Source organism: Microbulbifer magnicolonia (assembly GCF_035117725.1).
Classification (GTDB): domain Bacteria; phylum Pseudomonadota; class Gammaproteobacteria; order Pseudomonadales; family Cellvibrionaceae; genus Microbulbifer; species Microbulbifer magnicolonia.
In genome coordinates, this window is record NZ_JAYEFD010000002.1 from 171,917 (window position 1) to 189,655 (window position 17,739).

Below are 17,739 nucleotides of genomic sequence, written 5' to 3' on the forward strand. Positions count from 1 at the left end.
CCGTTAAAAAAACCGCTACAGCCACGCCAGGCTGCTGATTACCGTAAAGGTGACGCCGAGCCCCAGCAGCGCGGAATAGCTGACGCCGAGCGCAAAGAATTTCACCAGGGTCATGCCCCAGCCCTGGCCATAGACACGCTTCTGCATCAACAGCAGATAGAGCGGCATCCACAACAGTAACAGCGCAATCGCCCAGCCACTTACAATCTCAACCGCGGCGTATCCCTCCAGCCACTCCTGCAAATCGACCGCCAGCGTCACCAGCAACAGCGCCAGGCACAGGAATGCGTGGCTGTGCAGCGCCACGATCAAGTGCTCCATATATAGCCGGCGCTGCAACAGATACAGCGTCCACAGCATCAGCGCGAAAATTGGCAGCAAGACAAACAGCGTCGATGGAATAGCACTGAGCAATGCGTCTTTGAAGCGATTGGGATCTTCCCGAATGATCCCCATATTGTCGCTGGCTTTTATTGCCTGGGTAGTGAGCCAGTCATTCAGCGCCTGGGGGAAGGCATCCACCTGGACCGGCTCGGCCTCGGGATCCCAACAGCCGCCGCCGAGGCGAAACAGGCAGTCGCCGGCGGACGCGGAGGCTTCCACAGTTGGATTTCCGCCCCGGGGTGCCCTGCCCTGCAGCTCGGCGATGCGCGCCTCCGCCTGTTGCCGCACCTTGCGTTCGGCCAGTGCCAGGCCCTCTTGCGCCGCCGGCGATTCCTCACTGTCTATTTTCGCTTCTGCCAGATCCGCAAGCGTCTCGTCGCGCAGCCGCTGCACCTCCTCCACGGTAGTCGCGCGTGCGATTTCGCCGTCGAAGAACTTGATATTCCAGTCGCTGCTGAGCTGCACGATAAAGAAGGTGGTCAGACAGAGGAAGATAAACAGCCGCACCGGGCTGACATAGCGCACCCGCCGCCCGGCAAAATACTCGGCTGACAGGAAGCCCGGGCGCACCAGCAATGGCCCCAGAGTTCGGCCGATACGCGAATCCAGGGCCAGCAGCGTATCGAACAGATCGCCGAGGATACTGGAGAAATGCCGCACCATGCCCTTTACCGGCTGGCCGCAGACATAGCAGTGCGGGCCGAGCAATCGGGTATCGCAGTTGGCGCAGTGCGCGGCGGGATTAGCGGAGGCTTCCGGCGCTTGTGGGGAGCTCGTCATTCAAGTGCTGTCTTTTTTGCTTTTTTGAACGCAGGGAAAACTGGAAAACACTGTGGGCACTTCCCTGCGGCTTTCCGCATCCCCGAACCTTGGCGAGGAATTATAAAAGGAAGGGCCGCGGCCGGATACTCCGCCGCGGCCCCGATAAGTCAGCGGACTTTTTTAAATCCGGACTTCAATTTTCCTGCAGGAAGCGCGCTATGGTGCGCAGGCCGTGGCCCTTGGCTCCCTGGGACCACAGATCATTGGCGCCCGGCTGATAGGAAGCGGACAGGTCCATATGCACCCAGTGGCGCCCCTGATCGCGGACGAAGCGGGCCAGAAAGGCCGCCGCCGTCGAGGCGCCGGCGCTGCCGTCGATACCGACATTGGCAATATCGGCAAAGCCGGACGGTATCTGTTCCATGTGGAATGGCTCCAGCGGCAAACGCCACGCCTTTTCATTCTCCGCCGCGGCTGCATCCAGCACTTTCTGCGCGGTGTCGTCCTCGAAGCTGAACACCGAATTGTAATCGCGTCCCACCGCCATTTTCGCCGCACCGGTCAGGGTGGCGGCGTCGAGGATCCAGCGCGGCTCCTGCGCCGACGCGGCGATCAGGCCGTCGGCCAGTACCAGGCGCCCTTCCGCATCGGTATTCAGGATCTCGACGCTGACACCATTCTTGTATTTGATGATGTCACCGAGCTTGAAGGCCTGGCCGGAAATCAGGTTTTCCGCGCAGCACAGGTACAGCTTGACCCGCTTCTGCAGGCCGCGGGCGATTGCCAGTGCCAGGCCGCCGGTGACCATGGCGGCGCCGCCCATATCGGATTTCATCGTCGCCATGCCGGTGGAAGGCTTGATGCTGTAGCCGCCGGAATCGAAGGTGATGCCCTTACCCACCAGGCAGAAATCCACCGGTGCGCTGTCGTCGCCGGTGGGGCTGGAGCCTTCAGCGCCTGGGTTATAGTCCAGCTGCAGCATGACCGGCTCGCGCACACTGCCGCGCCCCACGTTGTGGATACCGACAAAGCCCTCTTTCAGCAGGTCGTCGCCGGCGATGAGCCTGTAGCTGACCGCCGCCGGCGCCAGCTTCTGCAACATCTCCGCGGCGCTCTCCGCCAGCACGCGCGGGGACACCTCCTCCGGTGTGCCGTTGGTAATTTCGCGCACCCAGCGCGCCGCCGTCTCGCGGGCTGCCAGCTCCTTCAGTTCCGCGGCCTTGTCGGTGCCCCAGTCCATCTGGTTGTCGTTGCGCGGATTGAAATAGCCGGCCCAGAAGGCCCAGCGGCGTTCCAGGTCCCAGCCGTCGCCGGCCAGGGCGACGCTGGACACGCCCATGCCGTCCAGGCGGCGCGCGGCGCGCTGGGCGGCCACCAATGGCGCTCCGGTGACCTTGGTCGCGTGCACGGTGGCACCGCGACTGGTAAAGCTCAGCAGCGCCTTGTCACCCCAGGTTTCCGCCGCCGCTTCCTCAACCAACTGAACCTGCATTGCCTTTGTCATACAACACCTTCTGTAAAAAAACTTGTGAAAACCTTCTGCGAGTTTTGCATGCGATCGGCCAGCATTCTAACAGGCCGGCGAGCCCGCACCGATGTTTGCGCCGCCAGCACCGCGGCGGATAAACTGGCGGCGGGAAATAACAAAAGCATAGGGAAGTATTCATGGCCGAGTCCTGCAACTACCATTCTGCCGCCGCGGCGGCCTGGCGCTGCCAGCCCTGCAGCCGCCACTACTGCGGCGACTGCATTCCCGGAGCCAGTGCCAACTACCCCAACGGTCGGCCCGACTGTCCGCTGTGCCACAAGCCGATCGACTTTATCGGCGCCAGCAACGGCGCCAAACCCTTCTGGCAGATGGGCCTCTTCTATTTCAAATACGCCCTGCAGCCCGGCCCCCTGACGGTGCTGGCGCTTGCCACCGGCGCCAGCCTGTTGATCTCCGGCTTCGGCATCCTGTCGCTGGCACTGCTGCTCGCGACGGTGGCGCTGGTAACCCGCTACAACCTGCTGGTGATCGAGCGTCTTGCCGGCGGCCAGCTGCAGGCGCCGGCCTTCGGCGACGCCCTGGACGGCAACAGCGCGCCGCTGTTTGCCAAGGTGATCGGCATGACGCTGATCGCCGGCTTCGTCGGTTACAAGCTGATGGCATTCAGCCAGGGCGCACTGCAACTCTACTCGCTTGCGCTGTCGCTGCTGGCGCCGGCGGCGATGATCGTGCTGGCGCTGGAAAAGAGCCTGCGCGCGGCCATCAACCCACTGAAACTGCTGCAGTTCACCTTGATTATCGGCTGGCCCTACTGGCTGCTGTGGCTCGCCACCAGCGCCGTATCCGCCGCGCCCGGCTACCTGCTGCTGTTGATCGGCGGCAAGCTGCCACTCTGGGCCATAGCGCCGGTGGTGGCGGCGAGCACCAGCTACTTCTACATAGTCACCAGCGCGATGATGGGCTATATCTGCCTGGCGCGGCAACAGCGGCTGGGGATCATTGCCGAACGGGACGACGAAGTCGACTATCTGGAAGAGCGCGAGTTCGACCGCGCCCGCGCCCTGGCGGAGTCGCAGATACTGATGCGCGAGGGCGATTTCAAAGCCGCGCGCCGCACCCTGGTGGAATGCCTGCGGCGCTTCCCGGACGACCCCGCCCTGAACGAGCGCTACTACCGCCTATTGCTAGCGACCCAGGACAAGAAGGCATTGCGCGAGCTGGGACCGCATCTGCTGGAGAAATTCATCCGCATGAACCGCGCCCACAAGGCTGCGGAACTCTACCTTGCCACCGACCCGCTGCCGACGATCGACAAGTCTCACCTGCGCCACAGCCTGGCGGAGGCACTCTACCGCCAGCAGAAATACCGCCACGCGGCACAGCTGCTGAACAACCTGCACAAGGAGGACTGGGACTACCGCCATCTGGATGCGGCCTATGTACTGTTGGCGCAAATTTATATCGACGGCTTCAATCGCGAGGACCTGGCGCGGAAGCTGCTGACCTATGTGCGGCAGAAGTTTCCCGACAGCAACCTGCGCAAACAGGTGGACACGCTGGAGAAGGTACTCGCTGGCGCACAGGTGGCTACCTGACTAGGCTAGATGTCGTGAGGGGATATTGAAGCGACGCTTGTCGCGTCGGCCGCACCTGCACTCAGGCGCTATACGCCCAAGAAACACTTGGGATGCAGAATGAAACCTTTGCTGCCTATTTCACATCGCCGGTGCTGCGCATGCGTCGGCTTGCGAGGTGACCCTTGCAGAGGAATCGCCGCTCGCTGCGACTGGCGCGCTTCCGGTTGGCCCAGACTCTTCCCATTGATGGTACGGCAGTGAAGCCCTGGCCGCCCTGATTCCACGGGATGGCGTGTGGAACGGCATGGGTTCCAAACACGAATACTTCGATAAATTCTGGTGGTGGCGGCGCGGCTATGATGCAGAGCGAGAACCAACGCCAAATCTGGTCATTTCAGCTCGGCGCCTGGACACTCCCGCGGACTCAATCGAAATAAAAAATGCGACATCCGGCTACAGCGCGGATCCGGATCACGACTGGCATTCTATGCTGGTAGGCATGCGCTTTCCCGGTAGCGGATGCTGGGAAATTACCGGTGTCTACAATGATACCGAAACGCTAACCTTCATTCTTAAGGTCGGACCTGACTGATACAGTGGCTACTGGCATGAAAAAAGCAGTTCAGAATCCCTGCGGAATCCAGGCCGCATTTAAAAACAATCCACGGGGGCTTCAGCTCAGGAGAAAGCACCTATGAAAAAAATTCTGCCTTGGCTCGCAATTGCCTGTATTTTTACCGGCCCGGTTTTCGCACAGAGCGGCCCGGTAACAATTACCATTCCGAGCGGTTTTGAAGGCCCGATTGCCGCGTCCCACCAAAGCGGGGCACAGGTCAACGCCTACGTGAAGAAAATCCCGGGGCAGGAGCGTGGCACGCTACTGCAAATTACTACCTACGATTTCGGCTCCAAACTCGATGGCTTGCCGGCCGAAAAGCTCGGTGAGGCGGCCAACTATTATTTAGCGCAGTTTCTCGCAGCCGTTCAGCGCCAAAGAGAATCGTTCGAATCAACAGAGTTCACCCAAGTATTACTTGACGGCACTCCCGCGGCTCGCGCCGAATGGCATGGAACCAGCTCCGGACTCAAGATGTCGGGCACTATGTACTGCGCCGTCGTCGGTTCGCAGGTGATATCACTTCATACCCAGGGATTTGCCGATTCACCCGCCGCCGATACTAAGGCCGCCTTGGCGGCCATTAATTCAGTGAAGTTTGACCGAGACTGACGGGCCTGAGGCTACACATCGTTCACAAACCAATAACCGACAATAATTCAGTGCCTGAAGGCGGTCAGCTGCGAAGTCGTTGCTCGTAATTGCCGGCACTTCGCCCAGGTCTGCCAGCCGCCATCTCAGGCATTGTTCCATCTGTGATTGACTTCAAAAATCCAATAGCAGACGATTGAGCGATGAAAACAAACCCTGCGCAGCAGCCATATCAAATTATCACCATCATTCCGTAGGAGTGGTGGGTTACCGATGCGCAGACAGCTTTCCGAACCCGCCCAGGAGGCGGGTTTTTAGTGTCCACTTTCCGGGCTCCAACTAAAGACACAGGAGTCACTATGAAGAAGGTCGCGATATTCGGCAATGCCGGCGGCGGCAAGTCTACGCTGGCCCGACGGCTGGCCGAGACTACTGGCCTGCCATTATTCTCGCTCGACAAAATACAATACCGACCGGGCGGTGCAGAGATACCGCGCGATCAATACCTGCAGCTACATAGCGAGCTGCTCGATCGCCCCGCCTGGATCATCGATGGCTTTGGCTGTGTTGCATCGGCTTGGAAACGCTTCTCGAACGCGGACACACTTGTTTACGTCGATCTTCCTCTGCTGACACATGGCCTGTGGGTCACCAAGCGTCTGTTGAAAGGTCTGGTTACCAATCCTGAAGGCTGGCCCGACAATAGTCCGATATTAACGGGCACACTGAACAGCTATCGCGTCCTGTGGCTCTGTCACCGCAAACTGACGCCGGCATACCGCCAGCTCGTCGCCGATTCACGCGACACCAAGCGGGTTTTCCACCTGAGGTCGCCGGCTGACATCGAGCGGTTTTTGCTCGGCCTTCCATCGGAATAGAGCAATGGGAAAATCATGAGCAATCTCAACGACCTGTGGCGGTGGCGCGTAGGCCGGCAAAAGACCGGTTACGCAAAGATGCTGCTCCTGGGCGCCCGCTGGCCGCTGAAGTTTGACTGTTACCTGCTGAAGTTCCCGCAGGGCTGCGAAGTGCCGCCTCACAGGGACGCCGTGACCGGCGGCAGGCACTATCGGCTGAACATCGTGTTACGGAAGGCGAAAAGCGGCGGCGAGTTTGTTTGCGCCGCGCCAATCTATCAAAGCGCCAGGATCAAGTTTTTCCGCCCGGATATCTGCGAGCACGCGGTAACAAAAGTTGAGCTGGGCAATCGCTACTTACTGAGTATTGGCTGGATAAGAAACGCCTAGCCGGGACCGCAGTGGCTGCCGGCCGGCGCATTCACTGCTGAGGAGTAACCTCCTCCCCTGGGAAAAGATGCAGCGCCTCGCGCGCGCGACTCTCGTCGCCGAGGCGCCGGTAGTGGCCGACCAATGCCATGCTCAACTTCGGCAGTATCGGGTGCACCACCTGCTGCTGTTGCAGGCGGCGCAGCAGCTCCTCCAGCCACTTCCAGTTCTTGTCCTGCGCGGCGCGGTGGGCCAGCAGCAGGCAGACCTTGGTCGTCAGCGCGCGCGGTTGGGCCGCCTGTTGCAGATAGCGGTGATAGCCGGAGGTCAGCGTCTGGCCGTCGATGCCGACATTGCCGGCCTGGGCGAACAGCGCCAGGTTGGCGCGGTGGAATGCTTCGCTCTCGGGTGCGGCGGCGGTCAGCTCTATGGCTCTTTCGATCAATACCAGCGACTGCGGGTACTGGCGCACCGCGGCGGTGGCGGCGTCGGCGGCCTCGAGCAGCTTGCCCTCCTCCTGGAAGCGGTCGATACGGGCCAGCGCGCGCTGCTGGGGCGACGGCGCCTCCTCTTCCACCGGCAGCTGCTCCAGTGGTGCGCGCCGGCTGAGCAACAGCAGGGTAGCGGCGAAGCCGGCCAGCAAACCGCCGGTGTGGGCCCAGTAGGCGATGCCGGCATCGCCGTAGAAGTAGCCGAACAGCTCCTTGCCGAGCCACAGCGGCAGCACCAGCAGCGCCGGCGCACTGAACTCGCCGAAAACGAAACCGACGGTATAGAAGAAGCGCAGGCGGCGCACGCCGTAGACGGCGACGAACATACCCATGATTGCCGACACAGCGCCAGAGGCGCCCACCATCGGCACCTGGCTGCCCGCCTCCACGGCCATATGCAGGCCGGCGGCGGCGAGGCCGCCGAGCAGGTAGAGGCCGGCGAACCAGAGCCCGCCCAGGGCCAGCTCCACCGACAGGCCAAACAGCAGCAGGAACAGCATATTGCCGATCAGGTGGTCCCAGCTGCCGTGCAGGAACATGTGGCCGAACAGGCCGGCGACACTGGGTTCTGCCGGGGTCAGACCCAACGCGATGCTGCTCAGCCGGTCGCGCAGCTCGGCGAACTGCTGGCGCTGGGCCAGCCATTCCGACTGCCCTTCCGCGCGCAACTGCGGCAGCAGCCAGTGGTGGAACTCCGGGTTCCACAGCAGTTCGCTGTAGACAAAGTCCTCGCCCTGCACATCCACCTGGGTGCGCCACTCGGGGTGCAGCTCGTCGACGTAGACCAGGAAGCGCTGCTCCTCGAAGTCCGGCAGGTCGCTGGAGAAGTAGTAGTCCTCCGCCTTCTGCCAGCGCGCCTCGTCGCGGCCCTGATAGAGCACGAACACCAGCAGGTTGAGCGCGAGCAGGGCGAAGCACATCAGCGGCGGCCGGCGCCAGTCCGGTTTGTTCTGGATGGGGATGATCAGCACTGGACCCGGCCTTGATTTGAGGGTGGTAAACAGGGCCCCAGAATACAGGGGCACCGTTCGGATAACAAACACTCCGGGCAAATTTTGACCGGAGTGCGGGCAGTCGTCGTGTCCCCGTGGCGGTACGGGCCAGCGCCTTGCCATCGGGTGCATGCACCCGGTGGCAACGCCCGCAGCCGGCTATTCCTGCGCGCGCCGGCTGATCGGCAGGGTTGCGTCCCAGCTGCGCAGGTGCACATCGCGCTGCGGGAAAGGCACCTCTATGCCCTTTTCCCGGAATTCGTGCAGCAGCTCCAGGTTATAAAGCGCATAGGGATCGCCGAGCGGCGAGATCATGTTGCTGTCGATCCACACCACCAGCTTGAAATTCAGCGCGCTGTCGCCGAACTCCATCAGCCAGACTTCCGTTTTGCGCTTCCAGTCGGTGTGGGTGATGCCGACCCGCTCCGCCGCCGCCATCGCCGCCTCGCGCACCAGGTCCGGATCCGAGTCATAGGCGACGCCGAAGGGTATGTGGATACGGCGCACCGGGTCGTCCAGCGTGTGGTTGATCACGCGGCCGGCGACGAACTCGGTATTGGGCACCAGTATGTCGATATTGTCGCGGGTGGTGATGCGGGTCGAGCGCACGTTGATATCGCGGATGCGGCCGAAGACCCCGGACTCCAGTTCCACCAGGTCGCCGACCCGCAGCGGCTGCTCGAACAGCAGTATCAGCCCGGAAATGAAATTGGAAAAAATCGCCTGCAGGCCAAAGCCGATACCCACCGACAGGGCACCGGCCACTATGGCCAGCTTGGAAGTGTCCAGCCCCAGCATGCTCAGCGCCACCAGAATCGCGATGGCGATGATGCTGTAGTGCAGCACCCGGCCGAGGTTGTACATGGAGGATTCGCTGGCGTGCTTCTTGCGCACCAGGCGATTCAGGAAGCGGCGGGTAAAGCCGGAAATCAGCCAGGCGCACACCATCACAAAAATGATCTTGGCGATATCCCGCAGGGTGATCGGTTCCTGCCCGATAGTGAACAGCTGGAAGTCCGCCAACTGGCGCCAGCGCCTGTAGGCCTGGCCGGCCATATAGCTGGCGCGCTCGCGCACCGTAGCCCACCAGCCCTGGCGCTCCTTGTAAACCTGCAGCTGCGCCGCCTCGTAGCGCTCGATGTCCTCGATCAGGTCGTTGGCGCGGCCGAGGCCGCTGTTGATGCGTTCGAAGTAGCGCCACCAGCGACTCAGGTCTTCGCCCTCCTCGCCCTGCCAGGCCGATATCTGGCGCTGGCGGATGTTCAGTTCGCGCGAGGTATCATCGATGATATTGCGCGCGGTTAGCAGCAGGTCGCGACTGACCACCAGCGCCTGATCCTCCTGTCCCTCGTCGAGGACCCGATTGATCGACTGCAGCAGTTCGGCCTTGTGTTTTTTCAGGTAGCCCTCGAGCAGGTCGACCTCCAGCTGCATCAGCGTGAGATCCCTCTGCATATTCTTGTCGGGGTCGGTGGACTGCTCCGGTGTGCCCTGGATACTGGCGCGCGTCGAGCCGATGCGCTCGATCTTATCGCTCTGCTCCTGGATATCTTTTTCCAGCGCCTTGGCCGCCTTTTCGCTGTACTGCAGCGCATCGAGCATTTGCTGCAGCTGGCTCTCGGCCAGACCGATTTGCTCCTGCCAGCCGCTCAGGAACTCCTCCAGGGATTGGAGCTGTTCGATAATGTTCAGGTGATTGATCTGCGCCAGCAGCAGCGCCAGGGCTGCCGCCTCTTTCTCCGCCTCGTCACCGGCCTCGCGCAGCAGCAGCACCTGCTTGCGCAGCTGGCTGAGCGACTGGTTCAGCGTTTCGTCGAGCTGGCGCGCCTCCAGCTGCAGGCTCGTCAGCCGCTGGCGGCCGCGGCTGATCGCGGCATCCGCCTTGGCCCACGCCAGTACATCCGGATTCTCCGGAAAAGTCACATCCGGCAGCACCGAGACCTTCTGGAATTCCTGGTGTTTCTTCCAGGTGGCTTCGACGCCCTTGATACCCTGGCTAACTGACTTGGCGCGCTTCTGCAGCTCCTCGTCATCTGGCAGTTTCTCGCGCCATTCCTGCCAGGCCTTGTCCAGGGCCTCGAGCCACTGCTTGCGCTGTTCGGCGGAGGCATCCGGCCAGCCGGTCCACCAGTCCGCGGAGGGCGCGCTGAAGTCCGGAATGACCGGCTCGAATTCTTTGGGTTTGTTGCCCGGCAGCTGTGCGCTGGCAATGAGGGCGCTGCCGGTAAACAGCAGGGCGAGCAGCAGGGTCAGCAGTGTGCGGACACCGCTGCGGACGCAGTGGGCGCGGCCAAAGGGGGGAAAACTAGGGGGGGAGTAACTGCAGTCGCCCGCCATAGTGCGCATCTGTCCGTGAAAATCCGGGGCATGAAACAACACGGATGCCCGGGAATCCGCATTATGTGAGTGTAGTCGAGCGCGATTAGCGCACTATCAGGTTACCCAGTTCGTCTGCAACCACGATCAGGCTGTTCGCCGACATGGTGCTGGCATCGGTCCTGTAGCCACCCTCGGCGTAGACGCGCTTCACCAGCGCTCCGGCGGCCAGCAGCCGGTCGAGGTCGGTGGCGAAGTCGCCGAAATCGGAATACATGTACACGATGCCGTCGTCGGCGATGGCAAACAGGCCGCCCTCCTCCACCGGCAGCAGTCGCGGCACCGTGAACAGCGACAGCAGGTCGTCGATGACGGCACCGCGGCGAATGTAGTGATCGAACCCGAGCAACTCCTGCGCCAGGTTGACGCTGAGTCCGGTGGCGTCCAGCGTCAGGAACGGAATGTCGCTGCCGTCGCCGAGGAAGCTCACCAGAAACTGCGCGCCGCCGAGGCTGAAATCCTCTATCGAGATGGCGTCGAAGTCGGGCGGCGCGCTGCCGAAGGGTGTGACATAGCCGCGGAAGCGCAGCGGCGTCCCCACCGCCAGCGGCTCGACGATCAAGTCGCTGATGTCGACCTGATAGTTGTCGGGATCCGCATCCAGCGCCTCTTCGGTGCCGGTATCGGTGTAGTCGAACAGCAGGGCGTCGCGGCCGCCAAATTCCAGCGCCGTGACCAGCATCTCGTCCTCGACGCGGGCATTCAGGAAGGAATCCAGCACCGTCGGCAGCAGGCGCACGCGCCCTTCGCCGAGGTCCAGCTGCGGGCGCTCTTCATCCCAGTGACCGAGTGCGGCGATGCGCTGGCCGACAGAAATACCCTGCACGGTCTCCTGCCGCAGCGGAAAGCGCGGCACGCTGACGAAGGTGTTCTGCGCGAGCAGCAAATCGAAGCGGTCGAAGAAGTCGACGCTGCCATCGGTGCGCAACAGGCGCGCGCCGATGATCCGCAGCAGGGGGCCCTCGCGCGCCAGCACATGGCCCTTCAGCGTATCCAGCGTATCACCCGGCACGCTGCTGCCGGCGTAGACCAGGTCCGCGATAAAAGTGCGCCGCGCCCGGTCGAAGACGCCGAACGCCAGCGTCTCCGTGTCCGGCGGCAGCGCCGCCAGGGCGCTGAGACCGCTGGAACCGAACAGGCGCTCGCCGTCGATCTCCCAGTCGGTCTCGCCGCGGATCTCGATATTGACGCCGCCCTGCCGCCCGGACTCCTCGTCGAACGGGCGCACCGCAATGCGATAGGACACCTGCCGCTCATCCACGCTGAGCAGGGGGCCGCGCAGGCGGAACGGCTTCGGCAGCGGCGGGTCATTTTCCGCGGTGACCACCGGGAACAGGGTGACCCGCGGCGGTAACAAAACGGTGTCGACGCTGTTGGCGGCGAGCAGATTGAAGTCCAGCTCCAGCAGCGCCGGCAGTTCGGGCTGGATGATCAGCGGGCGGCGGTTGTCCAGCACCAGGGCCAGGGTCACACGGCGCACCCTGATGCCGTCCTCGAAGGCAACCCGCGCAGGTTCGGCGCGGCCGTCCACATCGACGCGGACATCCGCATCGGTGAAATCGAGGGTGATCTCGCCGCGGACATAGTTGCCGATCTCCAGTGTCGCCGCGGTGACCAGCTCCGCGCGATCGGCGTATTCGACGAAATCCACCGTGCTCGCCGCCGGCAGCACCTCGACCACGGTGCCGTCGAAGCGCTGCAGCCTGAGCGACACCAGCTCCACCTGGTAGCGGATAAAGTCCCCTTCCAGATCGGTGATGCCGACAAACAGCTGGCCGCACTGCTCAGAGGTAGGGCCCGCATCGCTGGTTTCACAGACCACAGCTCGATCGCCTGGATCCGGCGCCGCGGCGGTATCTGCACCGCTGTTTCGGTCATTTCCTCCGCCACCACTGCCACCCCCGCCACAGGCGGACAGCGACAGGGCGAGCAGCAGGGCGCAGCACGCCCGCCAGAGTGCGGAAAAATCCTTTTCCCTCGACATGGCCTTCCCTCGGCACAACTGCAACGGAGACCCTTAAAGCCTAGAAGCTGATCGCCTGGTGTGAGGGCTTGCCGCGGCGGGAGTCGCGCATGCCGTCGCCGCGGCCATCAGGCCGCGGCTGTCCGCTGGCTGCGAGGCTTGCGACTAGCGCATGCAGCGCGCGTACTCGTCCCAGTAGCCGCCCGGCTGGCGGCGGTAGGGGCCGACATTGTCACGGCGCGATTGATCGTTGGCGATGCGGCGGCAGGTCTCGCGGCGCTCGCGATAGGTTTCGTCGTAAATGTCGTCGCGGAAGCGGTAGCGACCGTAGTAACCGCCGTAGTAGTCGCCGTAGATGTCAGGGCGGTAGCGCCCGTAGTAGCCGTCGGTGCGGTAGACGGGAGCGGGGCTCGGGTAGACCGGGCGAAATCCCACTGGCGGCGGCGCTGGCGCCGGTGTCGGAGCCGGCAGCGAGGTGACTTCCGGCGGCGCGCTATAGTAGTCGCGCCAGCCGTAGGGCGGGGTTATGACCGCGAAGTCGTCGCCGCGGGGATCGTACAGGAAGAAAGTGCCCCTGGAAGTGACGAAGTAGCGATCGCCGCCCATCAGGAAGGTACCGCTGCTGCCGGGAACATTGGGCACCCGCGCGCCCAGCGGAGCCTCCACGCGGATATAACCGCCCTGGCTCGGCCGGTAGAAGGAACCGCGCGAGTAGTAGTAGGTTTCGCCGTTCACCAGGATCTGCGAGGCGCCGGAAGGCAGGGCGCTCACCCGGTCCTGGGCCCAGGTGAGCCCGACGGCGAGACTGAACAGGAGTGCAATCGCGTAGTGCATGACGGCGTACCCTCTGCTGCAAACTATTAAGAAGTTTACTCAGCGGCCGCGCCTATCCCCAATTGCGCCCCAATTGCGCCCCAATTGCGCCCCAATGCGCCCCAGTCCCGCTCCAATCGCGCGCCAGTCACCACAACCCGGCGGCTAAATCGAGGCGCCTGCTTCCTCCTCTCTCTGCACCGCCATCTCGGACATCACCTTGACCGCCTGGCCCGGCTGTAGATTCTCGGCACCGCGCACCACCACGCGGTCGCCATCGCCCAGCGCGCCCTGCACGGCGATCCACTCGCCGTCGCCGCTGCCGGTGGTCACCGGCAGGCGCTCGGCCTTGTTGTCTGCGTCTATGCGGAACACGAAGGTATCGCCGTTGCGCAGCACCAGTGCATCCCGCGGCACCGCCACCGCCTGTCGCGCCGCCGCCACCGGCACCGCCACCTGCACCGGCATGCCGGCAACCCAGCCCCAGTCTTTTGGGACCGCCTGCGGCAGGCTAACCATCAGCTTCACCCGGCGCGAATTGTCGCTGGCCACCGGCACCGTCTGGCGCACGCGCCCCTCGAGCAGCGCCGTGCCGGCGCGCGCGCCCTCGGTCTGCGATACCGCATCGGCGCGCAGCGCAATCGGGTCGCCGGCATTCAGCAGCGGCAGCGCCGCCAGCGGGATATCCGCCTCCACTTCCAGCTGCGACATATCCAGCGCCCGCAGCAGCTGGGTGCCGGTGCGCACATACTCGCCGGCCTGCTGCTCGCGGCTGACCACCAGGGTGTCGAAGGGCGCATTGATTCTGGTCTTCGACAGCTCATAGGCGCGGCGGTCGCGCTCTATCTGCGCCGCCACCAGGTCCTGGGCCATGGCCTCGCGCTCGGCCTGCTGTTCCTCCAGAGCCGCGCGCGAAGTGCTGTTGGTCTCGGCGAGTTTGGACAGGCGCTGCAGCTGCGCGTCCAGGTAGGTCAGGCGCGCGCGCAGCTGGGCGACGCGGCTGTCGCTGGTGCGCAACTGCAGTTGCCAGTGGGTCGCGTCCAGCTGGGCCAGGCGCTCGCCCCTCTTCACCAGGCTGCCGGGCTCGGCGACATATTCCAGGGCGCCGTCCAGCTCGGACGAGATGCGGATATCGCGGCGGCTGACCACCCTGCCCGCCGACCACTGGCTGGGCGCTATCTCGCGCAGTTCCGCGCGGTCGACGGCGACCGCCGCCTCGCCCTGTGCCAGCGCCGCGGGTGAGAGCGCGGCCACCGCCAGCAGCGTCCATCGAATAGCTTTTCTCACGTTTCATTCCTCGCTGTGACCAGGCCGCGCAGGCGCGCGAACTTCGGCAGGGGTATGCGCCCCGTCTGCAACAGGGCCGGCAGCAGTACCAGCGTGAACAGTGTGCTGACCGCCATGCCGCCGACGATCACCGCCGCCAGGCCGCGGTAGATAACACTGCCCTCACCCGGCGCGACCAGCAAGGGCAGCATGCCGAATACGCTGGTCAGGGTGCTCATAAAGATGGGGCGCAGACGCAGGCGCAGCGCCTGCTCCACCGCCTCGACGCGGGTGGCGCCCTCGTCCTCGGCGGCGCGGGTCTGGTGCACCAGCAGAATCGCGTTGTTCACCACCAGCCCGAGCAGGATAACGAAACCGATCATCGTCAGCAGATCCAGCGGCTGGAAGCCGATCAGGTTCAGCAGCTGCAGCGCCAGCACGCCGCCGACGGTGGCGAGCGGCACCGTCAACAGTACCAGCCCCGCGTCCTTGAGGGAGCGGAACAGCGCGCTCATCAGCAGGAACAGGATCAGCAGTGCCAGGACAAAGTTGCGCGACAGGGATTCCAGCGCCTTGTCCAGGTCGCTGGCGTTGCCGCCGACCAGTATGTTGCCGTCGGCGGGCATGGCCGCCTGAATCTGCGGCAGTATGTCTGCCTCTATCTGCGCGCGCACCTCCTCCAGGGAGACATCGTCCGGCGGCACGATATTGAGGGTGATGGTGCGGCGGCCGTCCACCCGGCGCAGGCTGCCGGGGCCGACGGTGCGCTCGACGCTGGCGAGCTGGTTCAGCGGCACTATGGCGCCGCGCGGGGTGACCAGCGGCGTGTTCTGCAGCTGCTCCGGCGTGCTCCACTCGCGCGCCTTGAAGATCACGTCCAGGCGCTTCTCGCCGTTGAAGTACTCGCCGACGTAGAGGCCGTCGCCGAGGGCGCGCACCAGACTGCCCATATCCTGGCGGTTCCAGCCCTGCTCGTGCATGGCGCGGTCGTTCGGGTAGACGGTCAGCTCCGGCTCGGACAGGGACAGGCCCGGATTCGGCTGCACCGGCACGCCGGGCATCACCTCGCCGATTACCTCGACGCCGCGGGCGGCGGCCTTCATCAGGCCCTCGGCATCGCGGGACTGCAGGTGCAGGGCTATCTCGCGGTCGCCGCCGAACTGGCCGAACAGGTTGCCGCGGGCGGCGAAGCCGCGGAAATCGGGGATGTCCACCAGGACCTCCTCGCGCAGTATGCGCTCCATTTCCACGGCCTTGTCCATATCCTTGACGCGCACACCCATGGTGCCGCCGTTGGGCCAGGTGATGATGTAGTAGTTCTTCAGCGCCGGCTCGCGCTCGCCGCGCATGTAGGGCGCCATGCGCCTGTCTATCTCGTCGACGATATCGTGTTTGATGGTCTCGACGTTGGTGGCGGCGGGGAAGTTCATCCACACGTCCACCGCGTCCCGCTTCACCGGCGGCAGATAGTCGAGCTTGGGCAGCAGCAGCCAGGTGGCCAGCAGTGGCAGCAACAGCAGGGCGCCGATCACCCGCCAGCGCCGCGCGGGCGTGCGCGTCAGGCCCATGACCCCGGACGTGATCTTTTCCCACAGGCCGGCGAGGCGATCCTCACTGGAAATATCCGGTAGCCACTGCCTGGCCGCGAGCGGCACCACGGCGACCGCCACCAGCAGCGAAAACACCACCGCAACGGCGATGGTCAGCGCCAGGTCGCCGAATACCTGGCCCTCGACGCTGTTGAGAAAGAATACCGGCAGGAATATCGCCACGGTGGTGGCGGTACTGGCGAGCAGCGCGCCCCACACCTGGCCGGCGCCCTTTTCCGAGGCCTCCTGTGCGCCCAGCCCCTTCTCGCGCAGGCGCACTATGTTCTCCAGCACGACGATGGCCGCATCCAGCACCATGCCGGTGGCGAAGGCGAGTCCGGCGAGGGAGATTACGTTGACGCTGCGCCCGGCGGCGGACAGCACCACGAAGGTGGCGAGCAGGGAGATCGGAATCGCCGCGGCGACGATCAGGGTCGCGCGCATACGGCGCATAAACCACCAGAGCACCCCCACCGCCAGCAACATGCCCAGCAGCAGGTTGCCGCCGAGCAGATTCAGCGCGCGGTAGACGAATACCGAGGCGTCGAAGGACTGCACCAGTACCAGCTTTTCATCCTTCAGGCTCGTCTCATTCAGCTCGGCGACCTTGTCCTTCACCCGTTCCAGCGTCGCGAGCATATTGGCGTTGTTGGTGCGGTTGATGCGCAGGGACACGGCCGGGTTGCCGTTCTGAGTGGTCACACCGCCGTTTTCGGAGGGCGCCACCTTCACTTCGGCGATATCGCCGAGGCGCACCGGCTGGCCGTCGCGCCACTCGAGCACCAGTTCCGACAGCCGCGCGGGATCGTACTCGCCGACAAACCGCAGCGTGTAGCGGCGCCGGCCGACGTCGGTAAAGCCGCCGGACACGTCCCGCGCCGAGGCCAGCTGGCCGGTCACCGCGGGCAGTTGAATGCCCAGCTCGGCGGCCTTCCACGGATCGAAAACGACCTGCAGCTCCTCGCGGCCGGCGCGACCGGACTGGGCCTCGACACTGGCGACACCCTGTACCGACTCCAGTTCCGGCCGCAGCACATCCTCGATCAGACCGGTGTAGTCCTCGAGGCTGTTGGGATTGCCCGGCAGCAGCTGCAGGAAGAAATAGGTCAGCGCGGTGGCGTCGCCGCCCCAGCCGCCGAGCATCACCCGCGGCGGCTCCGCGTCGCGCGGCAGCGGCGGCAGGCTGCTCATGCGGCTGATGACGTCGATCAGCACCTTGTCCATATCGGTGCCCATGGTGAACTCCAGGTTCACCCAGGCGAAACCGCGGCCGGCGTTGACCTGCATCATTTCCAGGCCGGTGAGGCCCTGCAGCACCGACTCGATCGGCTCGACGATTTCCGCCTCCACCTCCTTCGGCGAGGCGGCGCGCCAGCCGGCGGCGATGGTGATCTGCGGGTTTTCGATATCGGGGAAGAGTTGCACCGGCAGGCGGCTGGCGAGAAAGGCGCCGAGCAGCACGGCCAGGACCACGGCCACCGCGGTGGCGGCGGGATTTTTCAGTGCGGCTCTGGTGAGCGCCATACCCTGGACCTGTTGATTTTTTAGTAATGGGGCAAGGCTAATCGGTTGCTATTCTGGTGCAAGGGGGTTGCGACCAGCGG

The 17,739-nt window shown here is 64.1% G+C and carries 13 protein-coding genes; 5 read left to right on the forward strand and 8 right to left on the reverse strand.

The window, feature by feature from the left end:
• Positions 1 to 15 precede the first annotated feature (15 nt).
• Together RRF64_RS10020 and pepB are read right to left on the reverse strand one after the other, a co-directional pair.
• Positions 16 to 1,164: a DUF3667 domain-containing protein gene (locus RRF64_RS10020; protein ID WP_323845747.1), complete on the reverse strand. Its 1,149-nt coding sequence runs from the start codon at positions 1,162 to 1,164 to the stop codon at positions 16 to 18.
• A 175-nt stretch (positions 1,165 to 1,339) separates the two neighbouring features.
• Complete coding sequence (gene pepB, locus RRF64_RS10025; protein WP_323845748.1) at positions 1,340 to 2,650, reverse strand: aminopeptidase PepB; 1,311 nt, start codon at positions 2,648 to 2,650, stop codon at positions 1,340 to 1,342.
• Positions 2,651 to 2,811: 161 nt separating this feature from the next.
• Between pepB and RRF64_RS10030 the strand changes: the two genes are divergently transcribed.
• The 5 genes from RRF64_RS10030 to RRF64_RS10050 all read left to right on the forward strand — a co-directional run bounded on the left by RRF64_RS10030 (position 2,812) and on the right by RRF64_RS10050 (position 6,666).
• Positions 2,812 to 4,230 carry a hypothetical protein gene (locus RRF64_RS10030; protein WP_323845749.1) on the forward strand — a complete coding sequence of 473 codons (1,419 nt, stop codon included), beginning with the start codon at positions 2,812 to 2,814 and terminating at the stop codon, positions 4,228 to 4,230.
• 286 nt (positions 4,231 to 4,516) lie between these two features.
• Positions 4,517 to 4,804: a hypothetical protein gene (locus RRF64_RS10035; RefSeq protein ID WP_323845750.1), complete on the forward strand. Its 288-nt coding sequence runs from the start codon at positions 4,517 to 4,519 to the stop codon at positions 4,802 to 4,804.
• A 102-nt stretch (positions 4,805 to 4,906) separates the two neighbouring features.
• Positions 4,907 to 5,440: a hypothetical protein gene (locus RRF64_RS10040; RefSeq protein WP_323845751.1), complete on the forward strand. Its 534-nt coding sequence runs from the start codon at positions 4,907 to 4,909 to the stop codon at positions 5,438 to 5,440.
• A gap of 338 nt (positions 5,441 to 5,778) precedes the next feature.
• Positions 5,779 to 6,297, forward strand: a complete 519-nt coding sequence (locus tag RRF64_RS10045; RefSeq protein ID WP_323845752.1) for a P-loop NTPase family protein — start codon at positions 5,779 to 5,781, stop codon at positions 6,295 to 6,297.
• 15 nt (positions 6,298 to 6,312) lie between these two features.
• Complete coding sequence (locus RRF64_RS10050) at positions 6,313 to 6,666, forward strand: 2OG-Fe(II) oxygenase family protein (RefSeq protein WP_323845753.1); 354 nt, start codon at positions 6,313 to 6,315, stop codon at positions 6,664 to 6,666.
• A gap of 31 nt (positions 6,667 to 6,697) precedes the next feature.
• Here RRF64_RS10050 and RRF64_RS10055 read toward each other — a convergent pair whose 3' ends face one another.
• From RRF64_RS10055 to RRF64_RS10080, 6 genes are all read right to left on the reverse strand, one after another.
• Positions 6,698 to 8,107 carry a rhomboid family intramembrane serine protease gene (locus RRF64_RS10055; RefSeq protein ID WP_323845754.1) on the reverse strand — a complete coding sequence of 470 codons (1,410 nt, stop codon included), beginning with the start codon at positions 8,105 to 8,107 and terminating at the stop codon, positions 6,698 to 6,700.
• Positions 8,108 to 8,287: 180 nt separating this feature from the next.
• Positions 8,288 to 10,474 carry a mechanosensitive ion channel domain-containing protein gene (locus RRF64_RS10060; protein ID WP_323845755.1) on the reverse strand — a complete coding sequence of 729 codons (2,187 nt, stop codon included), beginning with the start codon at positions 10,472 to 10,474 and terminating at the stop codon, positions 8,288 to 8,290.
• 76 nt (positions 10,475 to 10,550) lie between these two features.
• A complete protein-coding gene (locus tag RRF64_RS10065) occupies positions 10,551 to 12,488 on the reverse strand; it encodes a hypothetical protein (protein ID WP_323845756.1) in 1,938 nt (645 codons plus the stop codon).
• Positions 12,489 to 12,632: 144 nt separating this feature from the next.
• Positions 12,633 to 13,301, reverse strand: coding sequence for a DUF6515 family protein (locus RRF64_RS10070; protein ID WP_323845757.1), 669 nt, complete (start codon positions 13,299 to 13,301; stop codon positions 12,633 to 12,635).
• A gap of 144 nt (positions 13,302 to 13,445) precedes the next feature.
• A complete protein-coding gene (locus tag RRF64_RS10075; protein ID WP_323845758.1) occupies positions 13,446 to 14,567 on the reverse strand; it encodes an efflux RND transporter periplasmic adaptor subunit in 1,122 nt (373 codons plus the stop codon).
• Positions 14,564 to 17,659 (reverse strand): efflux RND transporter permease subunit, encoded by a 3,096-nt coding sequence (locus RRF64_RS10080; protein ID WP_323845759.1) that lies wholly within the window; start codon positions 17,657 to 17,659, stop codon positions 14,564 to 14,566. Before RRF64_RS10080 ends, RRF64_RS10075 begins: the two co-directional genes overlap by 4 nt.
• Positions 17,660 to 17,739 lie beyond the last annotated feature (80 nt).